The sequence below is a fragment of the Siphonobacter curvatus genome (assembly GCF_002943425.1).
GTDB classification, from domain to species: Bacteria; Bacteroidota; Bacteroidia; order Cytophagales; family Spirosomataceae; genus Siphonobacter; species Siphonobacter curvatus.
Genome location: NZ_PTRA01000009.1, coordinates 1 through 23,491 on the forward strand (window position 1 = coordinate 1; position 23,491 = coordinate 23,491).

Below are 23,491 nucleotides of genomic sequence, written 5' to 3' on the forward strand. Positions count from 1 at the left end.
AGAGGGATAAAAAATAAGGCTTTGTTCGGCCCGAGCTTCCAAGAGTCGGGCTGGCCGCTGACCGGTCAACGCCTTAAAGTTGAAATGGATCAGAATATATTCTTTGACAAAGGGCTGTAAAGCAGGGTGAGGCTGAGTGCTTTGGTAGATCATCGCATGCTGTTTTTTGATGACTCACTAATAAAGAACAGGTTAACGGCTTATGGGCTACCGGCCCGCTCCGTCATCCTTTCTTTCCTTGGTAGGTTACACCCACCCAATAGGTAAACGCTGGCTTTAACGAACTGCTTTGGACCACTGCGGCGGCTCAGTCNCCAGTCCAGAATCAATGTCTAGTTCTCAGTGATCGCTCTGAGCTTAGGAGACTAATGTTAGCCTAAATGACGTTGTTTTTCGCCGTTTTATAAGTGTCTATATGTTAATCAATCTCAATTTGAAGGCTTTGGCTATCAAGCTCGAAAATATACTCTATCCCATCCATATCATCCAGTTGTTGGCCTTTGTAGGTAAATCCAAAGGGACGAATGGTTGCTAATGAAGCAGCGTTATCAGGGCTAATCGTTGCTCGAACGATTTGAACTTCCTTTTCAGCTCTAGCTCGATAAAGGAGATCATGCAACATGGCCTTCGCATAACCCTGTCCTCGTTGTGCCGGTACTACGGAGTAAGCGACCTCAACCATACCCATCTGATCAGGAGGCCCATGAAATCCTGCATGGCCTACCACCTGTTGGTTAGACGTAACCACTTGTGCTATCCAATCCAAGCTGCGAGGGTCTTGACGAGCTTGGTTAAGTCGAATATCCCATAGCCAAACGGCGTCATCCGTACTAAAGAATGAATCAAGTTGAACGCCTATTAGGGTACTAGCCTGTTGTAGATCTCGGTTAACTAAAGCTTCTAAGGCTGCTTGAGTAAGCTTAATCCAGGTTAGTTCGTGAATCGTCATTTCTGTTGTAAAATCAATCCTTTATGTTAATCGGCTAGTCAATATACTTACCAAAGGCTTTCATGAATATGAACCTACTACCTTGATTTACTGCTAATGACATTCAATCGCCTTGGGTCTTTAGCTTAAGCTTCTTGACAACCTGGCTTTTATAGTCGAGAAGTATCTGGTCTATTTGATCCCACTGGTTAGCGTGCAAGTATTGGTTAATGCGTTCCACCTCTTGTATCGCTGCATCGCTGCAAGACCGGTTGCGGGCTAAAACAAGTTTTCTGCTTAGAATAGCGGAAGCCTCTTGATTCATATGCTGAGCAAGCTCGCAGAAAAGAATTAGGTTTTCATTACGCCCTGACACTTCACCGACTTTGAATTGGGCTCGATTAGTCAGCACGTCAGTTGAAGAAGAATAGCGCCTAAAGTAAGGTAGAATGTACTCAATGAGTGTTCGGGTATAGAACTCCGCAAATACTTTGTACTCTTGGGTGATCCGACCATAATTTTTAAGACCCGGAATAAGACGTTCTATTTTTTTAGAGCCGGTTAGCTCATGATTCTTAACGAAGCAATCGGTATCATAGACAGTGGCTAAACCTATTTCTGTTTCAAAACTTTCATTCCTACCCATCCAACTACCTCGGGTGTCGATATGAATAACCTGTAACAGGTCCTTGGATGGCCTGATCAATCTTCGCCCTACCTTTTTAAATCCATAGGGCAAGAGGTTTTCGGCGATGATAGCAGTAAAGTCTTTGAAAGCAGGTGTAAGAGCCTCTTTAGGCAGGGGTCGGTAGACTTTAAGCTCTTCCCATTTAAGCTGACTCATTATCACTACAGGTTGAATTGAAACTAATTTCGTGGCAAGCCAAAAGTAGTCATTAATGGATGCAGTAACATCTCCTGAGATTTGCCTTCTCGATATCTTTGGGAGACATTACAATACCTTCACTACCGGTAGGTAGTCAACTCAGTTTTAGCTGACTCATACAAAAGACTCTTCTTGCAATTATTCTGTTTGGTAACGATCATCATACGCTTAACGTCCACCTACTGGGTGCATTTACCATTCAGTATCCAAATGAACTATCCGCGTAAATTAAGAATTGATTTAATTTTTTCTTCTACAATAGGCGTCTAGGTGAGGCATCTGAATTATTTTAGATTAGTTGTAAACGATCTACCGTCTTGATCCACTGATAGAACCACATCATCCTTAAAAGCCCATGAGTAAAAACCTATTCTTTTCTCTGATAATTTTTTCCCTGCCATTTGGTAGTACAGTTTTAGCTACTCCGTCAATAAACCTTTTTGCTAATGATATAGGAAAGTTTGGTATAGCTACCAAAGTGAATGAACCGGATAGTCAAGGCGTTATTACACAGATCATCCAAACTGAACTGGCCGTTCTACTGGCTGACAAAAAATTTTCGGCGATATCGAGTGCCGTCTACATCAATAACAAAGTCATTCAAGTTCACATGGGGAAGTTGGATGATGGCAAAAAACCTGATAGTAAAACGCTCTATGAGATCGGTTCAATCACAAAAACGTACACTGGTTTATTGCTATCTCAGGCCGTTTATGACCATAAACTCCGTCTTGACGAGGACATACGAAAGTTTTTAGATGGATCATGGCCTAATCTTGTTTTAGCTACCAATCGCCCGATTACGCTTCGCCATCTGATTACTCATACATCCGGCTTGCCAATGAATATTAATTGTAACAGTAAAGCAATGACCATTCATCAGCAGGTAAGCTGTTTCAATTCCTTGACCAAGAAAGACTTTTTTGACCGTTTAGCCACGGTAAGACTGAAAAACGCCACAGGAAAAGATTACCAATATTCGAACGCAGGTGTGCAATTAGTGGGCTATATTCTAGAAAAAGTCTATAATCGATCGTTTGAGGTATTACTAAAGAAATACGTCTTTTCACGCTCTCGAGAGCAAATTACCTTCGCTAACGTTCCTATCAATGAAATGGCTCGAGTGGCTGTTGGCAAAGACAGTCTAGGGCATACAATGCCTTTGGAAAATGGGGGCTACCTATATGCGGGTGGCTTGAAAGCATCCACTAGTTCGATGGCGATGTATATGAAAATGTATCTAACCAATCCTGATCCGGTCATTCGCCAGACCCAACAATTGTTAGCAGGTAACGAGCAATATGGTAGGGCTTATGCTTGGAATACATTCGACTACAATACCGAGAGCCGAATGCTTTACCATAATGGAGGAACGTTTGGCACTTCTTCTTGGCTGGCTATTTATCCCAAAAAGCAATGCGGAGTCTTTTTGATCACCAATGCCATGACTAATGACTCGCAACGCCGCTTGAATGAAGTATCGAATCGAATCATCGATAAATTAAAAAGTGCTCATCTTCTGTGATGCTTGTGCAAAGAAGATCACCGCTAAATTATCGTTTTACTACTTAAAATATGGATTGATTCTACAACAGGAAAATGGCCATGAAGAAACTAAAAGAGTCGCAAAATCAGCTTTATAAATTTATTGATGCCCTCCTATGGAAGAAGTAGGATGATATAGGAGTTAATTCTATGTCGGATGTTAGGGACAAATATCAAACTTATACTCCTAAACTGTTAGCTTGGCTATTAGGGGAGCAACTGTTGATGAAATTGCTCATGAGCTTTCACGGATTGAAAAAGAAATGATGGGTCTAGCTAGTAATAATCAAAAATGCAGAGAGGGTGCTGAAAAGATCGTGACACAATCTAAGAAACTGGCCTTAGCTTAACATAATGTTAATTATACAACATAAATTCATAAACACATATCCTAAACAAGCCCGTTACTCCTTAAAAGGTATGTTGACGCGTTATAGAGGAATCTTACCCAATCATTATATGATTTTTACCAAATGTAATATAAAATTAGGCATAGTATGCCCGAACCAATATAAACCTATGCGACTAGCTTTAAAGGCTACTGCTTCTTGGAATTACTGTTTGATGTATTTGAGCATCAATCCAGCTGGCTCGGCTTGAAGAATCTGCCGCTTCAAATGATCGTCATAATAGATTCGTAGCGAATCATTGCCCTGCCAGCTCAAGTAAATTAAGCGAGTACTTAATCGAAGTCGGTGGTAATTCGCATCAAACACGGCTAAATCCATTGCTTTACTTTTCGTGGAAGGGTATAAACGCAAACGAATCTGCTCGGATGAAGCCATCCAGTCTTTTTCCAGGTACACTTCTACCTTTCTCGTGTGATCTGGATTCCACGCTTCGATCATTAAATAATCCGAACTCATTTGGCAGGCCGAAGCCATAAAAGTAAGCATCCACCCGATTTTTTTCATGAGCTGGGTTCAATATGAATGAGTACATCGTAAACAGCGGGTTTCTGAGCCCGGATAGCTTCTTTGACCCGGTGAGCAATGGCGTGGCCTTCCCGAACAGTTAAATTGCCGTCTACTTCCAGGTGCAAATCCACGAAATATTCAAACCCCGTCTTTCGTACCAGGCATTTTTCAACCCCTTCGACCTGAGCCACGCTCAAAGCAATGGCTTCAATTTCGGCTTTCCAGGCTCCGGCGGGGGATTCATCCATGATTTCGCCGAACGAAGGCCGGAAGATATGGTAAGCGTTAAAGACAATGACCAGCGAGGCCAGTAGGGCCGCCCAGTCATCGGCCGATTCGTAACCCGGACCGCCAATTAGAGCAATACTAATGCCCACAAAAGCCGTCAGCGAGGTAATAGCATCACTCCGCTGGTGCCAGGCATCGGCCTTAACCGCACTACTATCCACTTCCGATCCAACCTGATTCATTTTACGAAACAAGACTTCTTTAACCAAGACAATGCCCGCCAAAACAAGCAGTGTGAACGCTTTGGGCGTTTCATGCGGCGTTCGAATGTTGTGGACGCTTTCCACGGCGATCAGGATGGCTGCGGCTACTAAAGCCAATGAAACCAGTAGGGCCGCCAGCGGTTCAGCTTTGCCATGCCCATACGGATGGTTTTCGTCGGGCTTTCGCGAGGCTACTCGGAGGCCCAACCAAACGAATGTGGAAGTGACGATATCGGTGGCTGATTCCAGGGCATCGGCAATGAGTGCGTAAGAGTTTCCCAGCCAGCCAGCTGTTGCCTTTACGATGACTAATACCACGTTTACTGCAATGCCCATTAGCATAGTTTGTTGCCCCCGCTGAGCATTAGTTGGTGCAATTGGTTTTTCCATGACTGTAGTGGTAAAAGGCCCAGCCTTTCAAAAGTCTAAAGGCCAGGCCCTAAGAGGTTAGCCTTCTGCTTTAGCCAGTTCTGCACTAATAAAGTAGCTTCCTTTCTGAACAATTTCTGCTGAATAGGGAGCGGCCTTGTCAAGGGTGATTTGGGTATAGCCTTTTTCTACCGTTCCAGCTTGAACGGGCACTTTTTTAAACACCCATTGTCCGGGATCTTTTTTAACGACAACATAAACGTAATTTCGGTTACCATCTCGCACTAGGGCATCGCTGGGAACCGCTGTAACCAAGTGCTCGCTGGTCATAATGCGAGCCCGCACGTACGAACCGGGCACGAGTGATTCGAACCCTTCGGATAAATGCCCATGCACCTGAACCGTTTTGGTTTGCCCATCGAACGTTTTAGCCACCAGCTCCACCCGGGCCGTTTGCTCGCCCGAGTTCATCTGCGGCAGAGTAAAGCGGATGAGCTGCCCTTCTTTGACTTTGTTAATGTCTTTTTCAAAGACCTGAAGTTCTACGTGCAGGTGCTGTTTATTGACAATTTCCATCAGGGATTCATTAGCGTTGACGTGCTTGCCAATATTTACTTGTAAACTTCTTACATAACCACTAAAGGGAGCCCGCAGTTGGATACTGCTCAAAATCGAGCCCTGACGTATAGTCTTGGGATTAAGCCCCAGCAACCGCAGCTGGGCTTCCAAAGAAGCGACCAGGGCTTTGGTGGACGTATATTCTGATTCAGACTGTTCGAGTTTCCGGCGGGCTCCCACGTTTTCTTTGGCGAGTTCGGCCTGCCGATCAAATTCCTGCTCCAGGAAGCTCACCCGACTCAGAGCCTGTAAATATTCCTGCTGAAGCTTGATATAATCGGGATGCTCCAGGGTAAGTACCACCTGACCTTTTTCGACGTAGCTACCCTGCAGCAGATTCATCTGTTTTACAAAGCCGCCCAAGGGGGCACTAATGGTAGCCACGTATTGCGGGGGAGCTTCCACCGTACCATTGGCCTGAATCATTTCTGAAAGGCTGATCTGCTGGGCAGGACCCACCTGAATGCCGGCTTGCTTTACCATGGATATGGGTAGGGCTATTTCCAGTTTGGGGGCTGTGGTAGCAACCGCTTGCGTTGGGGTCTGTTGCTGAGTAGATTCGGACTGGCACGCCACCAGGGTCATCACCCAGCCCATTAGAAGTATTTTTTTCATATGCGTTTAGTCTATGGGAAGTACTAGAGATTCCAGTTCAATGACGGCGTGGTTATAAGCCCAGACCTGATCCAGGTATTGTTCTTTAATTTGCCAGGCCTGCAGGCTGGCTTGTACAAATTCTACGTACTCGATTTCGCCCGCCAGATAGCTCTTTTGGGCGTTGGTGAGAATAAATTCTGCCTGAGGCAGTGCCGTCTGCAGGTAATAATCTAGATTCTGAGCCGTTCGGACGACTTCCTGCTGGTGGATGGCAGCGAGTCCCTCAAAGCGACTGAGCTGGTAATCATACTCAACCTGCGTAGCCTGGGCACTAAGCCGGGCCGCTTCGGTCCGACTTCTATACCAGCCCGCCACCAGAGGAATCGATACTCCTAGCTGCACCGCCTGAAAACCTCCGCTTCCTTCAAAGGATTGATTTAAATAGCCGAGTCGCAGCTCGGGTAAAGCTCGCTTCTTTTCTACCTCTACGCGTTGCTCTTCTGCCTGCCGCTGGCTTGCTAAAAGCTGAAGCTCAGGGTTAAGATCCGGAGTAAGCGGTGTGGACAATCGGGAAGCTATACGAATCGCCTGCGTAGTATCAATCCTTACGCCTTCGGGCTGCCCCAACCAAATCCCCAGTGCCTGTCGGGCCATGCTTATCTGGGTTTTTATAGAGCGGATTTGGGTTTGAATATCCCGCTGGCGGGCCTGAGCCGTTACCTCTTCTAGACGATTACTCTCGCCCGTTCGGAACCGGACCCCTGCCGCGTAAGCTGCTTTGGTAAAGACGGAATCCTGCTGCTGCAAAACACTCAGCCGAGCGTGCAGAAGCAGCAGGTCATGATACGCCCTTTTTACCTCGCGAATCAGTTCTTTCCTGGTAATCCGATAGTTCTGCCGGGCAATGTCTACCTGCCTTTCCTGCCAACGACGTTGGGCCTGATAGAAGGCCGGCAAGGCAATGCTTTGCACGGCATTAAAGGTATAATCCGGGTAAACGCCCTGGATTTGTCCCCGCTGAAAATCAAGCGTAGTTTTAGGGACATCAAAGGCGGAGCGGCGTAACTTTTCCTGAACCTGCACGGAAACGTCAGCCGACTTTAGATGCTGATTACGGTCCAAAGCTTGGGTAAGGGCCTGTTCCAGCGTCAATGCCTGAGCGGATGCAGGCAGATTACCCAGGATAAGTAATCCCAGCATTAATCCAGTAACGGACGTCTTCCGGCTGACTTTCCAGGGTTCATCCAGATAGCTGTATAGGATGGGCAAAATAATGAGTGTCAACAAAGTTGCCGAAACCAGTCCACCGATGACTACGGTAGCCAGCGGACGTTGCACCTCAGCTCCGGCCGTCGTGGAAAGAGCCATGGGCAAAAAGCCCAGTGAAGCTACCGCCGCCGTCATCACAACGGGCCTAAACCGTACGCTCGTGCCCCGCAACACCCGCCGCCAGAGATTGGTAGATCCTTCCGCTTTCAACTCGTTGAAGTAGCTGATGAGCACAATCCCATTTAAGACGGCAATTCCAAACAGGGCAATGAAACCCACGCCTGCGGAAATACTAAAAGGGAGACCTCGCAGTTCAAGTGCCCAGATGCCCCCGATGGCCGAAAGCGGAATGGCCGAATAGATCATCAGGGCCTGTTTAATGGAACCGAAGGTGAAAAACAGTAACACAAAAATCAATAGGAGCGAAACCGGCACAGCTACCAGCAGGCGGGACTTCGCTTTAACTAGATTCTCAAACTGTCCGCCGTAGGTGATTGAGTAATTGGGTGGAAGCTTTACTTTTTCAGTCAGTACCTGTTGAATCTCGCCGACAAGCCCTTCAACATCACGACCTCTGACGTTTACTCCAATCGTAATTCGTCGCCGGGCATTATCCCGCGAGATCTGCATGGGAGCATTGCTGTAGCGAATACTGGCCAACTCCTCCAAAGGGACTTGATTACCATTGGGCAGGTCCACGTACATCTGCCGAATGTCGGATATATCCTGGCGGTGGGTACTGTCCAGACGCACAACCAGATCAAAGCGTTTCTCCCCCTCAAACACGACTCCGGTAGCCTCTCCGGCAAAGGCCGTTTTCAGGATTTGATTGAGGGCCGATACATTCATGCCATACTCGGCCAGCCGGGCCCGGTTATAAGACACCAGCATCTGGGGAAGCCCTACGATCTGCTCAACTTTCAAGTCCGCTACGCCCCGAACCTTACTCATGACGCCAGCCATTTGATTGGCCCTGCTAAAGAGGGTATCCAGGTCCTCTCCATACACTTTAACGGCTACGTCGGATTTTACCCCAGTCATGAGTTCATTAAACCGAAGCTGAATGGGCTGGGTAAATTCGAGGTTCACACCGGGAAGGGTACTAAGGGCCGCTTCCATTTTTTCCACCAGGTCAGCTTTACTCTTCGTCGTCACCCATTCCTTGGGTTCTTTTAGCCGTACGATAATATCGCCGGCTTCAATGGGCATGGGATCCGTAGGAATTTCAGCCGTACCAATTTTTGAAACCACTTCGGCGACTTCCGGAAAAGACGTTTTTAGAATCCGCTCGATTTTTGTACTGGTCTCGATGGTCTGACTCAGCGAAGAACCCGGTTTGAGCGTAAGGCTGATGGCCAGATCACCTTCATCCAGATTCGGAATAAATTCGCCGCCCATGCGAGTAAAAACCCATACACTCACGCTTAATAGTACTAATGATCCACCCAGAACTCCCGCCCGATAGCGAAGGGCCCGGCGAATAAGCGGATCATAAATCCGGTGCAATCCGTGCATGATTTTCTCAGAAAGAACACTTTCCTGGGTATCTGGCTTCAAAAAGGCCGCCGCCATCATGGGTACATAGGTGATACAGAGAAGCATGGCCCCCAGCAGGGCAAACCCCACCGTTAGAGCCATGGGCCGAAACATTTTGCCCTCAATGCCCGTCAGGGATAAAATGGGAAAATAGACGATTAGGATGATCAACTGACCAAACAAGGCCGACTGCATCATGCGCTGAGCGGATTTTCGGGCCACCTTGTCCATACTTTCTTGGAGGAGTCCTTTCTGCTGCACTAGATAGAAAATCATCCCTTCAATAATAATCACGGCTCCGTCGACGAGCAGGCCAAAGTCAATGGCTCCTAAACTCATCAGATTAGCCGAAACCCCAAACGTGTGCATTAGACCTAGGGCAAAGAGCATGCACAGCGGAATAACGGAGGCCACAATCAATCCCGCTCGCAAATTGCCTAGCAATACCAGTAACACGATAATCACGATCACTCCGCCTTCAACGAGGTTTTTGGCCACTGTATGAATGGCTTTGTCGATTAGTACCGTACGATCCAGGAAAGGTTCAATCACCAGGCCCTTAGGAAGCGTTAAGCGAATCTCGTCCATCCGCTGTTTGACAGCCTTGATGGTCTTCTCCGAGCTGGCTCCTTTGAGCATAAGTACCGTACCTCCTACGACTTCCCCTTCTCCATTTCGAGTCAGTGCTCCGTACCTTACGGCATGACCTATACGTACGTCTGCAATGTCTTTCACGAGTAAAGGAGTCTGATTGATGGTTTTAACGACGATCTGACCAATTTCTTCGGCGTTATGTACCATGCCTTCCCCGCGAATGAAGAAGGCTTCGGGGCCTTTTTCAATGTAACTACCTCCCGTATTGGCATTATTGGTAGCCAAAGCCATAAACAGCTCGGCAATGGTCACGTTGAGTCCCCGCAGTTTTTCAGGGTTTACACTAACTTCATACTGCTTGAGATAGCCACCCATGCTGCTCACGTCCACTACGCCGGACACACCCGCCAACTGGCGTTTGATGGTCCAGTCCTGAATCGTTCGTAGTTCGGTCGCATCGTATTGATCTTGGTACCCGGGAGCCGCCCGTAGCACATACTGATAGATTTCGCCCAAACCCGTGGTGATGGGAGCCATCTGGGGAGCCGCCTCTGTCGCCATGAGGGCTTGCTCGGATTCTTTAATTTTTTCACTGACTAATTGCCGGGCTAAGTAGGTATCTACCGCATCGCTAAAGACTACGGTAATGACCGACAGTCCAAAGCGGGAAACGGAGCGAATCTCGGTAACTCCCGGAATATTGCGTAGGCTAGTTTCCAGGGGGAACGTGATGAATTGTTCCATTTCCTGAGCCGCCAGCGAAGACGACTGGGTAACGACCTGTACCTGGTTATTGGTAATGTCGGGATTGGCGTCAATGGGCAATTGCGTGAATGCATAGCCGCCCCAGGCCATCAGGGCTAAAACGCCAAGGGCCACGACGAGTTTGTTTCGGATGCTGAATCCGATTAACGCGTGAAGCATAAGTACCTTGGTTAATTCCAAAAATGAATGAAGGATCAGCCCCGCCTTTACATAAGCGAGCTTAGATTAACGCTTAGAGCTTAAAAGGGAGCTGATACAAACGGCAGAACACACCCAGCTGAGCTCACCTGGCGGTGAGTAGTTTAGTAGAATCAGCCGTAAGAATGGAATTAACCGAACTGGGGAGGCCGGAGCAGGGAACCGCACGTCTGATAGGCGTACGCATTTAAATACTGAAACTGGTGATTGCACGAGAAAAAGGTAACTACCAGTTTTTCAAGAGTCGCCTTGAATTCGCTAATCACAAACAAAAACCCAGCGGATAAATGATTGTAGAAGGGAATTTTTGTATGAGGATGCGGCGTCTTGGCGTGCTCAGAACTCGGACTGTAGTGCATTTGAAGAAAGCCCCAAAAGCTCAGATCCGGTTGTAGTTTCGCCCGATGCTCCTGAAAATGCGTGAGTAAGCCCGGAATTTTATACACCTCCTCAATGTCAGTTTGCGGAAACAAACTGCCCGTAAACATCAGTATGCTTAGGAAAAGGGCGGTGATTTTTCTCATGGCTAGCAAAGGTAAGCGGAAATTCAGGGACTCAAAGATTAAAATACAAATCCATTTTTCCGGCAGAACCGAGTAAACTCCATTTGGGTACTTAACTGATACACTATGTCTAGAATCAAGTGAACATCGATACCGAGCTTTTGATGGATGCCTTGCAAGAACGTAACATCGGGTTCTCGTTTACCTCTTAAGAACAGAATGTCTCCTTCACTTACAAGGTTTTAATCACCCGAGCCGGAACGCCCGCTACAATAGTGCAATCCGGAATATCCCGGTTCACCACGGCTCCTGCGGCCACGATGGCATCTTCACCAATCGTCACGTCGGGTAAACTAGTAGCTCCTGCTCCATACGGCACTAGCAGAAATTTGTTTATAGGTACAATGCTCTGAGTACTCAGTCTGCAATGCCAGTTTTAAAACCTAATCATAGGTTTTAAACTATTTTTTCGCAAAATTCCCAGAAGGCATACACTTCACGCCAAAATAAAAGACTGTAAACCTTCCACGGCCTGTAGGGTTATTCAATACTTTTCTGTGGTATATGCATTAGTAACTGGACTATACTAGTAAAAACTAAGTTAAACGGTAGAAAAGGCATAAATAAATACGAAGTCTAGGGCAACAAAACTCTCAGTCTTATACAAATCTGAGAATCGGCAGCACTAAAACTACATGTTAGGTTTTATCACGCTTGGCGGTAAACGTGAAGCGTTTGCAGGACGCCTATCTTCAAGATCACAAAAATATACGACTCAACTATATTCTTTTTCGCATCTTGCATGTTCAAATGTAGTGGCTGGAGTTGCGACTCTAGGTCCTTTTTAAATTCGGTTTCTTTGGCCCACTAATTTTTATTAATAGGCCTCTTCATAAAGCAGCATTCTTTAGCAATCAGGAAGCCATTCGTTAAGTGCTTTTTCTAAAACGGCCCTTGCAATGGGTTTGGTGAGATATTCATCCATGCCTGCCGATAGACACCTTTCTTTTTCTCCGGCTAGAGTACCCGCCGTTAAGGCTAGAATAGGAATCCGCCCCTTCGTTTCTTTTGACCGGATGGCCTGAGTTGCTTCATACCCATTCATCTCGGGCATCTGAATGTCCATCAAAATAAGATTCGGCTCATGTTCAAGGTACGCTGCCAGACCCTGCTTACCGTCGTGAGCCTCGTAAATAGTTAGATCGGGACGAAGCGAAGCAATGAGCTTTCGCGCCAGTAAGCGATTAACGGCATTGTCTTCCACCAGTAGCACCGAACGGGTTTTCTCTGGTAAGGGTGTAGGAGTAAAAGAAGTATCTTCAGGTTCTGCTATAAAAGGTTCTGGCTCCATAGTTGTAGACGCCATTAGATTTGATAAAACCTGGTAAAGCTGCTGCATTCGTACAGGCTTGATCAATCGCTGGGATACACTAAATTCCTGACAGGCTTTTTCTACGTCATCGTCTTCCGAAGACGTATACATTAATACGATGGGCTGGCTATAATTGAGATGGTTTCTACGGAGACTGGCTAAGGTATCAATGCCATTGAAATAGGGCATATGATAATCCATGATGATTATATCAAAAGATTCTTTCGCCGCTAATTCTAAGGCCTGCATCCCATTCGTAGCCAATGCTGTAGGGATTTGCTCCAAGGCTAGCATCCGCTCTAAAATCAAGCGATTACTCGCATTGTCATCCACAATGAGTATCCGCTTGATTGAGCTTAAATGAGGCCAGGATGCGGAGCGTTCGGCTTCAATGGGCAAAGTAAGCTCAAAAGAAAATACGCTGCCATGGCCTGGAGCACTCTCCAATCTGAACTCACTTCCCATCAAGCGTACTAAACGACTGGAAATACTTAGCCCCAGTCCTGTGCCACCAAATTTTTTAGTCGTCGAAAGGTCCTCTTGCATAAAAGCTTCAAAGATTTTATGCTGATTTTCTAAAGAAATCCCAATGCCCGTATCACGAACTGAAAACTGCAAAGTGGTCTGATTTGACTGACTCTGGACTACGTCAATTTTAAGTTCAATTTCTCCTTTCGAAGTAAATTTAACGGCATTGCCTAAGAGATTGACTAGAATCTGACGCAAACGAATGCCATCCACCCATACCCAGGTAGGTACCCTAGGCTCCAAATTTAGGAGAATTTCCAGGCCTTTTTGATGGCCTTGGGCCGTGATGATGGACAGGGCCTGCTCAGCGAGTTCCCATAGGTTAATCTTTTCAGCACTGAGCTGGAGTTTACCTGCTTCTATTTTCGAGAAGTCTAAAATATCACTCAGGATGTCTAACAGCGATTGAGCCGACTGAAATACCATTTGTTGATATTGAAGCTGCGTTTCATCGAGGCGGGTTTTCATCAAAAGTTCTGTAAAGCCAATCACTCCGTTTAAGGGCGTACGGATCTCGTGGCTCATATTGGCCAGAAACTCGGATTTAGCTTTACTGGCCGCTTCAGCCTGCTGGCGGGCATTCTCGGTTTCCTGTTCCGCTTTTTTTCGATCATCAATATCCTGAAAGGTACCAAAGATTCTCACGCATTTGCCGTCCAGCCATTCAACTTCTCCTTTCGTACGCACCCACTTAAGTATGCCCGAACCTGTTCGAATCTGAGCCTCTATATCCCAAGGTGTTCCATTTTCCACGGCTTCTTGGACCGCTTGATTAATGCGAGCCTGATCCTGAGTACTTGCGTAGAAGTTAATGCCAGCGTTGACACTAGGTTCAAAATCCAAAGGCAAATCGTGAATTTCCTTAGTTACCGACGACCAATACAGCTGCTGGCTGGGCCATTGCAATTCCCAGCCCCCCACTTTAGCAATGCGGCCCGTATTTTCTAAAAACTCATGGGTTCGAAACAGCTCTATCTGGGCTACTTTGTCCCGCGTAATATCTTGGGTAGATCCGATCAGCCGCTGGCAAATCCCATTTTCAAAGTCGGCCTGACCCTGACTTCGGATCCACTTGAGATTCCCTCGTGCGGTGCGAATTTGGCCTTCAAAGTTCCAAGGGGTACCCTTTTCAATGGCTGCCCTTAGAATCATTCGGGCCTTCTCTCGCACGGCTTCGTCAGTAAACGCATTAAGGGCAGCTTCCGCACTCGTGGGTAAGGCAGCAGCATCTTCGTAGATAGCTTGGGCTACGGCCGAACGATTGACTTGTCCCGTAGCTACGATGTATTCCCAGCCGCCCACCCGGGCAATTTCAGCCGTTTGTTCGAGCAGTTGCCGCGTTCGAAGCAGTTCTGCTTCGGATTTTTTACGATCAGTGATATCGTGACTAGTAAATACCATTTCGCCCGTCAATTCGTAGCGATTAGCCTGGGTTTCCATCCATAAATAATGTCCGTCCCGGTGACGCATGCGGTGTTCCAGTTTTCCGTAACCGATCTGGTTGGCTTGTGCTAAGGTTTCAAAGGCCACAGCCCGATCATCGGGATGAAGAAAAGCAGTGATGTTTTGGCCTAGGCTTTCTTCGACACTAAAGTCATAGATTCGGCTCCAGGCAGGTGACAAATACGTAATAATTCCTTCGGCATTAACGATAGAAAGGATATCACTAGTAGCAGATAGTAGAACCGATAAATCAGCCTGGTTTTTATAACTCTCGGTGATGTCTCTACCTAAGCAAAGAATTTCACTGACCTGATTGCCGGTATCACTTAGTCCAATAAAGGTCCACTCGTGCACCTTAAGTTGGCCCGCATCAGACTTCTTGCGAAGAATAACGGTAAATGGCACTTCCGGTTGAGCCGTGCAGGATTCAAAGGCTTGAAGTCCTAGAGGCACGTCTTCCGCTAAGACGGACTCGGCAGCTAAAGTACCGATGAGCTCCTGAGACGTTTTACCCTGGGATTTTGCATAATCTTCACTGACAAAGGTGTAGGCTCCCGCTAGATTCGTTCGGGCTACGTAGAGAACCTGACTATTGGTGATATAGCGATAGAGTAAGGCCTCCCGTCGAGCACTGAGTTCCGCTTCTTTTTCCTTAGTAATGTCTCGGTGAGCAACCAGCATACGCACGGGTTGACCTTCAGCATTGCGAACGGCAATGCCCCGGCAGCGAACCCAGAGAATAGATCCATCTTTGCGGAAGTAGCGAATGAGGGGTTCGAAGGGATAGGATGAATCAGCAAGATGGGCGGATAACTCATTGGTTACTAACGCTCTATCATCCGGATGCAAAAGAGATGCAATGTCAGAAGAGACCGCTGAAACTTCTGCTGGCGTATAGCCTAATTTTTCCCAGAAGCTAGGACTCATCCATTGATTTTCCTGGTTCATTAAATCCCAGGTCCAGATGCCCGCTTCCTGAAAAAAATCAAAATAGCGTTCATCACTGGCCAGCAAGGCCAGGAGTTCTTTTTTTAAGTAATGCATATGGCGGTTACGCTACGCTTAAAACAATGAGGAAGATTAGTTGACGGGTAGTGCAGTAAATTATATAAAGAAGTATACCACCTTCTACCCAAGCAGTGGTGTGCATCAAGTGCAAAGAAGATTTAGGTTTTCGATGTACTAGTTAGCTTTTAGGGAAGACCTGTTCCAACGTTTTTTTAAGGTAGTCGTTTGGGTAAATCAGTCCCCTAGCTTAATTCAATCTTCTGCGGACCTACGCTAGTGTTAGGATAGCCGCTCTAGTACTGCCAGATATTTAACAGCAAAGATTTCCACGATAGAAGCAATCCGCACGTTATAGCCAATGTGATTTTTTGGAATCAACCTAGGTCTAGATAATGTTAATAATGATCGTTTTCATGCAACGAACTATATTCTATTTTACGTGATGCTTAACATAAGGATTGATTATAGAACAAGCCTTTCCAACTAAAGGGATTGCCAAGGGGTCTCATTTATTGAGACAACAACTTTATGTATAGGCTATGAAAAAGTTCATTTGGGTAAGCTTGCTTTTCGCGATGGGCTGCCGCGATAAATCAGATGTTATCATCTCCCTAACACCTGATCAACTAATCGGTACCTGGAAAGACACTTCGCCTAAGATCCAATTGGGAAAACGATTGACATTTACTCACACCCAGGCTTATACAGCTATCGACTCGCTAGCCAGTTGCCAGCCTGTCGAACCAAACAAAGCTTTACGTTATAGGTATACTATCAATAAAGGAGCCATTGTGCTCACATATGATGGAATAACGATTGGAATGGATGCTCCTGGCTCAGAACGTTTATCTGTAGTTTCGTTCGACTCTACCCACCTAGTAATCCGAACACCTTTGAAAGAACGAATAGAGTTTGAAAAGTGTAAGTAAGGTTATCCAACTCTTAGAATTGTTTACGAAGAATTCTAAACGGTATTTCAAATATTGAAGTTGCTTAACATACAGACGCTTATAGAACAATCTATAGATATGCAACTTGTGAAGTTGAGTGTTCCCCAGGCTCGTCTCTATACTCTGATTGACGAATTACTCTGGCAAGAATGGGACCCTTTTGGTGTGAATGACATACCCGAGTCAAGGGATGAATATCAACCCTACACAAGTCAAGTGGTTCGCCTAGCGACTTATGGAATCACCTACGAAGAGATTGCTCAAAGGCTACTTACGATTGAACAAGAAACGATGGGGCTATTTGGTAACCCGGAGAAGAATCGTAACGTAGCTATGAAAGCACTCCAAATGGCTAGCCAATGTCTAATCGGGCAGCAATCATTTACTTTAACCAAAGAGATCGTGCTTGATACTTACAAGCAGTTATTAAAAGGGAGCTTTTCTTTGGATGCAGCTGACCGATGGGCTTACGAATTAATCCAATTGGCTGATCAGGGAAGCATAAGTTATCAACCGTCGGAAGATGAACAGATCATTTGGAAGCTGATTCTTTACCTATACGGAATAGACTTACCTAATCCTAATGACTTGGCTAAACCCATGACTACTCGTTCAGACATTATTGATTTTCTCAAGCAACAGGGCATTCACGACTTATCCTAATACATTTCTTTCATTCCATAACCTTTTACAAACGACCATTCAGATAAGGTAAAATAAAGTTTCAGCCATCCTAAGCTGAAACGAGAGCAAGGGCCCTTCTTATGGAAGACCAGACTTACCAATAAATTCTCAAGAATGGAACGTCATGCCTCTTTCCCATTAACTATCCTTTTGTCTATATACTATTAGCAACTAACCCCTCTAGAGTGACCAAGGGTACTCTTTGCTCTAAGGAGCTTCAGAAAATAAGTACAAAGACTAAGCAAATCACTCTTCACGAAGTTGTAAAATCTCATGATTCCATCCCAATCCATAGGAGTAACATAAAGCATCATATTCATTGACTGATAAGTTTTCTATCTCTATATTTTTACTCCATAATAATTGTAAGAGTTCTTGTGATAGGGTTAATTCAAACAGAGGTCGTGGTTTGGGTTTATAAGGTAAAGCAGATACAGTTTCTGACGCCTCTTTGTAAACGTATATTAATAGTTCTCTAAACTGCTGATTTTTCATGGAAAATAGAGGTTAAGTTCAAGCTTCATTCTAAATTCTATAAGTGAGAAGTGAGACATGCGAACGTGACCAGTACTAAGTCATGGGGACTGATATAGGATGCAATAACTCATCTCTGATTAATCTTAGATAAGAATCGTAGACATACAACAACTATTAATTTTAGACAATAGATAGGATTAGCCTTGCATGCTTTTTCCAACAAACTCCTCTCTATTGCTAGGCTTTAGGAAAGATCACTCACTTTTCAAAACAGTTGCGGGGTTAGCACCTGATAAGTATTTGAAATACAGTCCATAGAGGAAATAAATTACAGATTAGCACTCAGCAATTTGTCCAAATCAAATTCAACCTGGTGGCATAGCACTGCTTCGCTACAATCAAATTCACCTTGCAGGTTTACATGTGGCCAACTTATAGGCGATGAGCGGCTAATCAATTCTACCAATCGGTACGCCCGGATTCGGGATTTTTGACAATCTGCTCAGTCAAATACAGATAATTCCAGCAAATAATCGCGTTTTGCACTAGTCCTTTACTGACATCGGTACGCAACTGTTTACAAAATACTCGGAACATCAAAATGAAGACGTGACAGATTCAAATAAAGAACTAGATAGCGTTTGAAGCCTGATGTACCAATTGTACAGAACAGCCCAGAATGGCTTTTCAAGGTAAGCTGCTTAGTCCTTAAAACCCTACCATCGAAGTTGTTTAACAAGCATGATAGGGTCTCTGTCAACGGGGAGTTTGCATGGAATATCCGGCACCAGTTTATTCACTTTGTCACGTCCAGCCGGCCGGATCCATTCTTTAACTCCAAAACGTAACTCCAGTTGGGTATTAGGAAGAAGGGTCGAGTACATTTCGCCAAAATGAGTTGGGTGCCCGTTCACGGGTGACTCTCCGGCCAATAAAGCCATATTATTATCTTGCACGAGTGTTGCGAACATAATCGCACTGGAAAATGTCTCGGGACCGATGACCACAATCACTTTTCCCTGGAATGGATGGGACACCTTGCCTGGTGTAACTGTCCCGGAAGGGAAGTGCAGTATTTCTCCTGGTAGGGCTTTTTTGTAGTTCTCATCACTAAATCCCCACGATCTTAGTTTATCCAGATACGCTTCGCTACGTTTCCAATTCATCGAATAATTCTTGTAGGGTTTTTGGAAAATGTGCTTGATTATCATAGTACCGACTGCGGATGCCCCGCCATCATTGGTACTAACATCAATGGCAAGACGCGTAACTTTATCGCGACGGATTACGGCAAAAATACTGTCGATACAACGCTCATAAATTAGTAAATCCTGGTTTCCTCTTGTAGCAAAGGAACGGGCGAAAATATACCCGGTATTACCTAGCCGTTGATAAGATAGATTGGTGGCGACGCTATCGGCCCAGGCCGGAGCCTTCTTCTGGGCGTTTGCATGTCGAATGGATATCGCTGCGTGCTCATCGCCGAGCGGTAGCAGGGCAACGCTGGCCTTTTGCTGGAAGTTAGTAATGGACAAGGGATGGTTTAACCCCATTTCGAGCGAATCAAAGTATGCTTTGTATTTATCCTTCGGTAGTTGGGAAAATGGATTGGCATGCACTTTAAATAATTGCTCCCGAATGAACTGAAGATCTTCCCGCATCGCTGTGGTTGAAAGAAGATTATCTTGAGCGATTGAGAAGGTACGTATACCCAGGACGAAATAGATGAAGAGGTAGCGTTGAACACAAAGCATAGGAATAAACCATTAACATTTGAATGAATTCACTGAAAAGACACGTACTAAAATGAAATGTTGCATCAGATCACCAGACTTAGTAGAGTTCACTCATTGCTTATTAGGTTAACTCATTGATATGCATATAAATATAGCTTTGTGATTTTATCGATATACTATTTAACCGTTTTGCTAAAAGAAACTCAGCTTGTAATTAGTTGCTTTTAGGACCTGTATTTCAAATACTTGATTAGTACGCATGAAGCTTTTGTACCAGTTATAGAGTATAACCTGACTTTCTAATTGGAAATCTAGAAGCTGGTACAAACGGAAAAGATGCTGGTAATCTAGCACGATCATCTATCTAAGCATACCAATGCAATAGTATCTAATTTGCCCTTGAATCTTTTTCCATTTTCCTAGTTTGCCTAGATTGGAATGATTGACCGAAATTATAGGTTAAACTTAACTTTACATATCGTGTAGTAAGCTTATTGAGCGATTCCATGGAAAGAAAATCGCTATATAGAGCTACTGGAAATTGTTGCGTGTTGAAGATATCTTCAACATTCAGGGCAATACTCATTTTATCTGATAGCAGAAAATAGACAAAATCCCAGTCGGGTGTCGGGGTATAAATTCCCAAAAAAAAGAGGAAAGACGATTTATAAATATACTCTTTTGACTGATGAGAACATATTACCGCTACCGCTCAAGAATACGATAGGTCTTTAATCAGCCTTAAATAAACTAAGACGAAGCAACCCTGTGAATAGTTCGAGTAGGGTTATAGCTTATTGAATCAACCCAGAGAAAGCCTCAGCTAATAATAAAAACGCTTCTGCTCCTTACCTGTCTTGATGTATCTACTGCTTAGGAACAACCACCGACTCAGCACTTTAGTTGAATCCTTATAGCCCGATGTTGTTGTTTCAACTATTGGCATGCCTGACCTAGACGTTACCAAACTTTTCGTCTATTTCGTCAGCAGCCTTGATTAGTATGGGGTAATTATCGCCTTAACGAGTTATGACCAGAAGCAGGACTAGCAACGAACCAGAAAAGCAACTTTCCATGGGCATCTGATTTGGAAGCACTGATCCTATTACTCGCGGATTTGCTCAACAAGAATCAGAAGAGTGCATGATTAGCGTAACTCTAAAATCTTAAAAGGCAGATTTTAGTGAATTTTCAGTGAGTCGGCCGTGGTTAACACCAGTCACAACCCATTATTTGGGTATGGTTTTGGTGTAAAGTAATTCTCTAGTCTTCTTCGAATGACCGTTTTGCTGTTCATAATATTCCTCGCTATAATGATCAGGGTCAAGAAGGTGCAACACTTTTCGGTTTTTTTGCCTCACTCCTGGTACTAGCTCACTTTCCCATTCATAGATGATCACGCTGGTTTGGGGATCATATTGTCCGATTTGTTGGGCTGCATTACTACCAATGTGGTTGTTGATGGAGGTGGTCACATAGCTTTTCTTGACGTTATCATACCCTTCAATCTCCAGGCCCTGATAGTTTGACAACTTTGTTTTACCATCAGCAATGGGTATTTGTAACTGGCCACCAGTGATCGCTACCTCAAAGGAGCGTCCTTCAAAAATTGATTTTCGGACAACCGTTCCTTTCACAAATGGTAGGGTTTTATCCTGAAACGTCCACGTCCCGACCAGGTTGGCTAGTAGGGCATGATTAGGGACTGGTCTTGAATAGTTCAGTAGTTGGGTCATCGCTTCCTGCTGGTTGGCGGGAACTTTTGTCAGCGTTTGTGATTGGGCCCAATAGCCTATAAAAAGTAAGATAAACGTGATTATAAAAGAAGCATTTTTCATGGATGTATCGGGTTGCTGATTGCCTCAAAAGAACTGTTAATCAAGATACCCAACATTAGCAAGAACACATGCATCTAATGCAGTACTTTCTAACCATCGAATCGTCTCGGTAAATACGAGCCCATTCTGCGGTTTTGTAGCTAAATTCCTGCGTTTTGCTTGGGACCCTGCAACTACCATTCACTTAATGATATACACAGGGGATAAGCCAAGCAGATTGATCTTGGCTTAACTTTACTTTTCAGGACGGGTTTATAGTAAGAAAATATTCACAGCTAACTAAAGCTCTCCTGCTTGTGCTGTACTAAATATCGTTACCTATGCAGTACTTACGCTATACGCCTTCCCTGAGGCTCCGAGACTTCATCCATTTTTTCTGGACCCTGGAAAGTAGTACGCCCCTAACTACCCCCTTTTTGCATTGGGCGGTCGCTTCGGGCTCCTCCAAACTGGTTTTTCAGTACCAAGGGACGATGGGACTTGAAAAGCCCTCGGGGCCTACGCAAATCCTTACGGGTGCTAGTATACAAGCTCAGACCCAGCGATCCTTTCAGTATGTGACTGACCAAGCAGTGGGTTTGGTGGGCATTTACTTTCATCCCGGAGCACTGGGAGTACTGCTAGGGGTTCCCGCCCATGAACTCAATAATCAACATTTAGCCCTTTCCGACTTATTAGGGCAAGTCGGAAAGGACCTCGAAGAAACCATTCTACTCGCTCAATCAAACGCAGAGCGAATCAACCGGCTAACGGTATTTTTTGAGCGTCGATTAGCAGGATTGTTGAGTAGCGATGTAGGCATCCTCCGTTGCATCCAGGCTATCACTGCTAGTAAAGGACAACTCACCATTCAAGCGTTAGTGGATCAGTATTATCTGTCTCAACGGCAATTGGAACGGCGCTTTAAAACGATAGCCGGGTTTAGTCCCAAGTTATTATCACGCATCATTCGCTTTGAGCATAGCATTCATTTGTTTATGGATGACCCCACTTCGCTAACCCAAACGGCCTACGCGGCCGGTTACTCGGATCAGTCCCATTTTATTCGAGAGGTCAATGAGTTTGCTGGCCAATCGCCGATGAACTATTTCATGCAGGATTTGTCCCTGTTTCGTTCTGAGTAAAATGTCGAATTTATACAAGTAGGGTCCGCCTCTAGGGGACTACTTTTGAGCACCAGGTATACTTGCTCAAAGGGGCGGGTTGGCCTAGGGCTTTAGCAGCTAATACTTGTACGATACGTCGATGAACGAACGCCAGATTCAACACAAAGATGTGCAATTATGCACTCAAAACTTCGGCCAGGTAGGTAGGCCTACTGTTTTGCTACTAATGGGTGCCACGGCTTCCATGCTCTGGTGGGACACTTCTTTCTGCCAGCAACTGGCTACTAAAGGCTATTTTGTTATTCGTTATGACAATCGGGATGTGGGTCAATCGACTACCTATACCCCGGGGCCTCCCCCCTACCGATTAGATGATTTAGTGGATGATGTCATCGGCATACTAAACGGTTACGAGCTGCTTCAGGCTCATTTAGTAGGCATGTCTTTGGGCGGATTGATCGCCCAAATGGCAGCACTCAAATACCCTCAACGCGTTAAGTCCCTCACCTTGATCTCAACAGGTCCTTGGGGGGACTCCGACCCTACCATCCCCGAGATGGACCCGCGTATTGTCGCTTTTCAGGCTAAACGAGTGGAAATCGATTGGACTGATGAGCAGGCCGTGGTCGAGTACATGGTTCAAGGAGCCCGCTTGATGAGTGGTCGGAAACCTTTTGATGAAAACAAGCAGAAACAGCTGATTCGGGCTGAATTCAAGCGGGCCACTCATTACGTGAGTATGTTCAATCATGCCTCGCTACAAGGCGGAGAGGAATTCTACGGGCGAGTTTCGGAGATTACCCAGCCGACTTTGCTTATTCATGGAACCGACGACCTCATCTGGCCTTACAAACACACGGATGTACTGCTAGCGGAGCTCAAGGATGCTCGTCGGATCACCTTAGAAGGAACGGGTCATGAACTTCATATGGCCGATTGGATTACAATAGTCTCTGCCATTGCTAATCACATTAGCTCCGTGATGCATCAGTAGGCCAAGTCTGAGAGTTAATAACCCATTGGCAAAGTTTTACCAGGCTTCAATTCCCTTCGAATCTAGAAGTTTTTTATTATGGTTAGCTTCATGAAAATGTCATTTCAAGGAAATGATCTCAGCGGTTAAATACTTAGCA

The 23,491-nt window shown here is 45.3% G+C and carries 16 protein-coding genes; 4 read left to right on the forward strand and 12 right to left on the reverse strand.

The window, feature by feature from the left end; genetic code table 11:
* Positions 1–418: 418 nt before the first annotated feature.
* On the reverse strand, positions 419–949 hold the full coding sequence (locus C5O19_RS24320; protein ID WP_104715971.1) for a GNAT family N-acetyltransferase: 531 nt from the start codon (positions 947–949) through the stop codon (positions 419–421).
* Between the two features lie 103 nt (positions 950–1,052).
* Positions 1,053–1,772, reverse strand: a complete 720-nt coding sequence (locus C5O19_RS24325) for a hypothetical protein (RefSeq protein ID WP_104715972.1) — start codon at positions 1,770–1,772, stop codon at positions 1,053–1,055.
* A gap of 397 nt (positions 1,773–2,169) precedes the next feature.
* Between C5O19_RS24325 and C5O19_RS24330 the strand changes: the two genes are divergently transcribed.
* The gene (locus C5O19_RS24330; protein ID WP_104715973.1) at positions 2,170–3,339 is read left to right on the forward strand and encodes a serine hydrolase domain-containing protein; all 1,170 of its coding nucleotides are present in this window, start codon (positions 2,170–2,172) and stop codon (positions 3,337–3,339) included.
* A gap of 574 nt (positions 3,340–3,913) precedes the next feature.
* Here the strand turns inward: C5O19_RS24330 and C5O19_RS24335 are convergent.
* From C5O19_RS24335 to C5O19_RS24365, 7 genes are all read right to left on the reverse strand, one after another.
* Positions 3,914–4,273, reverse strand: coding sequence for a hypothetical protein (locus C5O19_RS24335; RefSeq protein WP_104715974.1), 360 nt, complete (start codon positions 4,271–4,273; stop codon positions 3,914–3,916).
* Entirely contained in the window at positions 4,270–5,157 is an 888-nt protein-coding gene (locus C5O19_RS24340) for a cation diffusion facilitator family transporter (protein ID WP_104715975.1), read from the reverse strand. Before C5O19_RS24340 ends, C5O19_RS24335 begins: the two co-directional genes overlap by 4 nt.
* A gap of 57 nt (positions 5,158–5,214) precedes the next feature.
* On the reverse strand, positions 5,215–6,369 hold the full coding sequence (locus C5O19_RS24345; protein WP_104715976.1) for an efflux RND transporter periplasmic adaptor subunit: 1,155 nt from the start codon (positions 6,367–6,369) through the stop codon (positions 5,215–5,217).
* 6 nt (positions 6,370–6,375) lie between these two features.
* Positions 6,376–10,674: a CusA/CzcA family heavy metal efflux RND transporter gene (locus C5O19_RS24350; protein WP_104715977.1), complete on the reverse strand. Its 4,299-nt coding sequence runs from the start codon at positions 10,672–10,674 to the stop codon at positions 6,376–6,378.
* A gap of 170 nt (positions 10,675–10,844) precedes the next feature.
* Positions 10,845–11,237 (reverse strand): hypothetical protein, encoded by a 393-nt coding sequence (locus C5O19_RS24355; RefSeq protein WP_133163444.1) that lies wholly within the window; start codon positions 11,235–11,237, stop codon positions 10,845–10,847.
* Between the two features lie 211 nt (positions 11,238–11,448).
* Complete coding sequence (locus tag C5O19_RS26320; RefSeq protein ID WP_394341808.1) at positions 11,449–11,595, reverse strand: LbetaH domain-containing protein; 147 nt, start codon at positions 11,593–11,595, stop codon at positions 11,449–11,451.
* Positions 11,596–12,123: 528 nt separating this feature from the next.
* Positions 12,124–15,603, reverse strand: coding sequence for a PAS domain-containing protein (locus C5O19_RS24365; protein WP_104715979.1), 3,480 nt, complete (start codon positions 15,601–15,603; stop codon positions 12,124–12,126).
* 992 nt (positions 15,604–16,595) lie between these two features.
* Here C5O19_RS24365 and C5O19_RS24375 point away from each other — a divergent pair.
* Positions 16,596–17,180 (forward strand): hypothetical protein, encoded by a 585-nt coding sequence (locus C5O19_RS24375; protein WP_133163445.1) that lies wholly within the window; start codon positions 16,596–16,598, stop codon positions 17,178–17,180.
* Positions 17,181–17,447: 267 nt separating this feature from the next.
* Here C5O19_RS24375 and C5O19_RS24380 read toward each other — a convergent pair whose 3' ends face one another.
* From C5O19_RS24380 to C5O19_RS24390, 3 genes are all read right to left on the reverse strand, one after another.
* Positions 17,448–17,696: a hypothetical protein gene (locus tag C5O19_RS24380; RefSeq protein ID WP_104715982.1), complete on the reverse strand. Its 249-nt coding sequence runs from the start codon at positions 17,694–17,696 to the stop codon at positions 17,448–17,450.
* A gap of 698 nt (positions 17,697–18,394) precedes the next feature.
* A complete protein-coding gene (locus C5O19_RS24385; RefSeq protein WP_104715983.1) occupies positions 18,395–19,432 on the reverse strand; it encodes a S41 family peptidase in 1,038 nt (345 codons plus the stop codon).
* A gap of 1,211 nt (positions 19,433–20,643) precedes the next feature.
* Complete coding sequence (locus C5O19_RS24390; protein ID WP_104715984.1) at positions 20,644–21,252, reverse strand: DUF1579 family protein; 609 nt, start codon at positions 21,250–21,252, stop codon at positions 20,644–20,646.
* Between the two features lie 320 nt (positions 21,253–21,572).
* Here C5O19_RS24390 and C5O19_RS24395 point away from each other — a divergent pair, with 320 nt between their 5' ends.
* Together C5O19_RS24395 and estT are read left to right on the forward strand one after the other, a co-directional pair.
* The gene (locus C5O19_RS24395; protein ID WP_104715985.1) at positions 21,573–22,376 is read left to right on the forward strand and encodes a helix-turn-helix transcriptional regulator; all 804 of its coding nucleotides are present in this window, start codon (positions 21,573–21,575) and stop codon (positions 22,374–22,376) included.
* A gap of 121 nt (positions 22,377–22,497) precedes the next feature.
* Positions 22,498–23,352: a macrolide hydrolase EstT gene (gene estT, locus C5O19_RS24400; RefSeq protein ID WP_104715986.1), complete on the forward strand. Its 855-nt coding sequence runs from the start codon at positions 22,498–22,500 to the stop codon at positions 23,350–23,352.
* The last annotated feature ends 139 nt before the right edge of the window (positions 23,353–23,491 follow it).

Excerpts from the sequence above, each read along its gene's own strand:
- C5O19_RS24385 (WP_104715983.1), bottom strand. The coding sequence starts at position 19,432 with ATGCTTTGTGTTCAACGCTACCTCTTCATCTATTTCGTCCTGGGTATA.
- C5O19_RS24335 (WP_104715974.1), bottom strand. The coding sequence starts at position 4,273 with ATGAAAAAAATCGGGTGGATGCTTACTTTTATGGCTTCGGCCTGCCAA.
- estT (WP_104715986.1), top strand. The coding sequence starts at position 22,498 with ATGAACGAACGCCAGATTCAACACAAAGATGTGCAATTATGCACTCAA.
- C5O19_RS24330 (WP_104715973.1), top strand. The coding sequence starts at position 2,170 with ATGAGTAAAAACCTATTCTTTTCTCTGATAATTTTTTCCCTGCCATTT.
- C5O19_RS24375 (WP_133163445.1), top strand. The coding sequence starts at position 16,596 with ATGCAACTTGTGAAGTTGAGTGTTCCCCAGGCTCGTCTCTATACTCTG.
- C5O19_RS24325 (WP_104715972.1), bottom strand. The coding sequence starts at position 1,772 with ATGAGTCAGCTTAAATGGGAAGAGCTTAAAGTCTACCGACCCCTGCCT.
- C5O19_RS24350 (WP_104715977.1), bottom strand. The coding sequence starts at position 10,674 with ATGCTTCACGCGTTAATCGGATTCAGCATCCGAAACAAACTCGTCGTG.
- C5O19_RS24395 (WP_104715985.1), top strand. The coding sequence starts at position 21,573 with ATGCAGTACTTACGCTATACGCCTTCCCTGAGGCTCCGAGACTTCATC.
- C5O19_RS24355 (WP_133163444.1), bottom strand. The coding sequence starts at position 11,237 with ATGAGAAAAATCACCGCCCTTTTCCTAAGCATACTGATGTTTACGGGC.
- C5O19_RS24390 (WP_104715984.1), bottom strand. The coding sequence starts at position 21,252 with ATGAAAAATGCTTCTTTTATAATCACGTTTATCTTACTTTTTATAGGC.
- C5O19_RS24365 (WP_104715979.1), bottom strand. The coding sequence starts at position 15,603 with ATGCATTACTTAAAAAAAGAACTCCTGGCCTTGCTGGCCAGTGATGAA.
- C5O19_RS24340 (WP_104715975.1), bottom strand. The coding sequence starts at position 5,157 with ATGGAAAAACCAATTGCACCAACTAATGCTCAGCGGGGGCAACAAACT.
- C5O19_RS24380 (WP_104715982.1), bottom strand. The coding sequence starts at position 17,696 with ATGAAAAATCAGCAGTTTAGAGAACTATTAATATACGTTTACAAAGAG.
- C5O19_RS24320 (WP_104715971.1), bottom strand. The coding sequence starts at position 949 with ATGACGATTCACGAACTAACCTGGATTAAGCTTACTCAAGCAGCCTTA.
- C5O19_RS24345 (WP_104715976.1), bottom strand. The coding sequence starts at position 6,369 with ATGAAAAAAATACTTCTAATGGGCTGGGTGATGACCCTGGTGGCGTGC.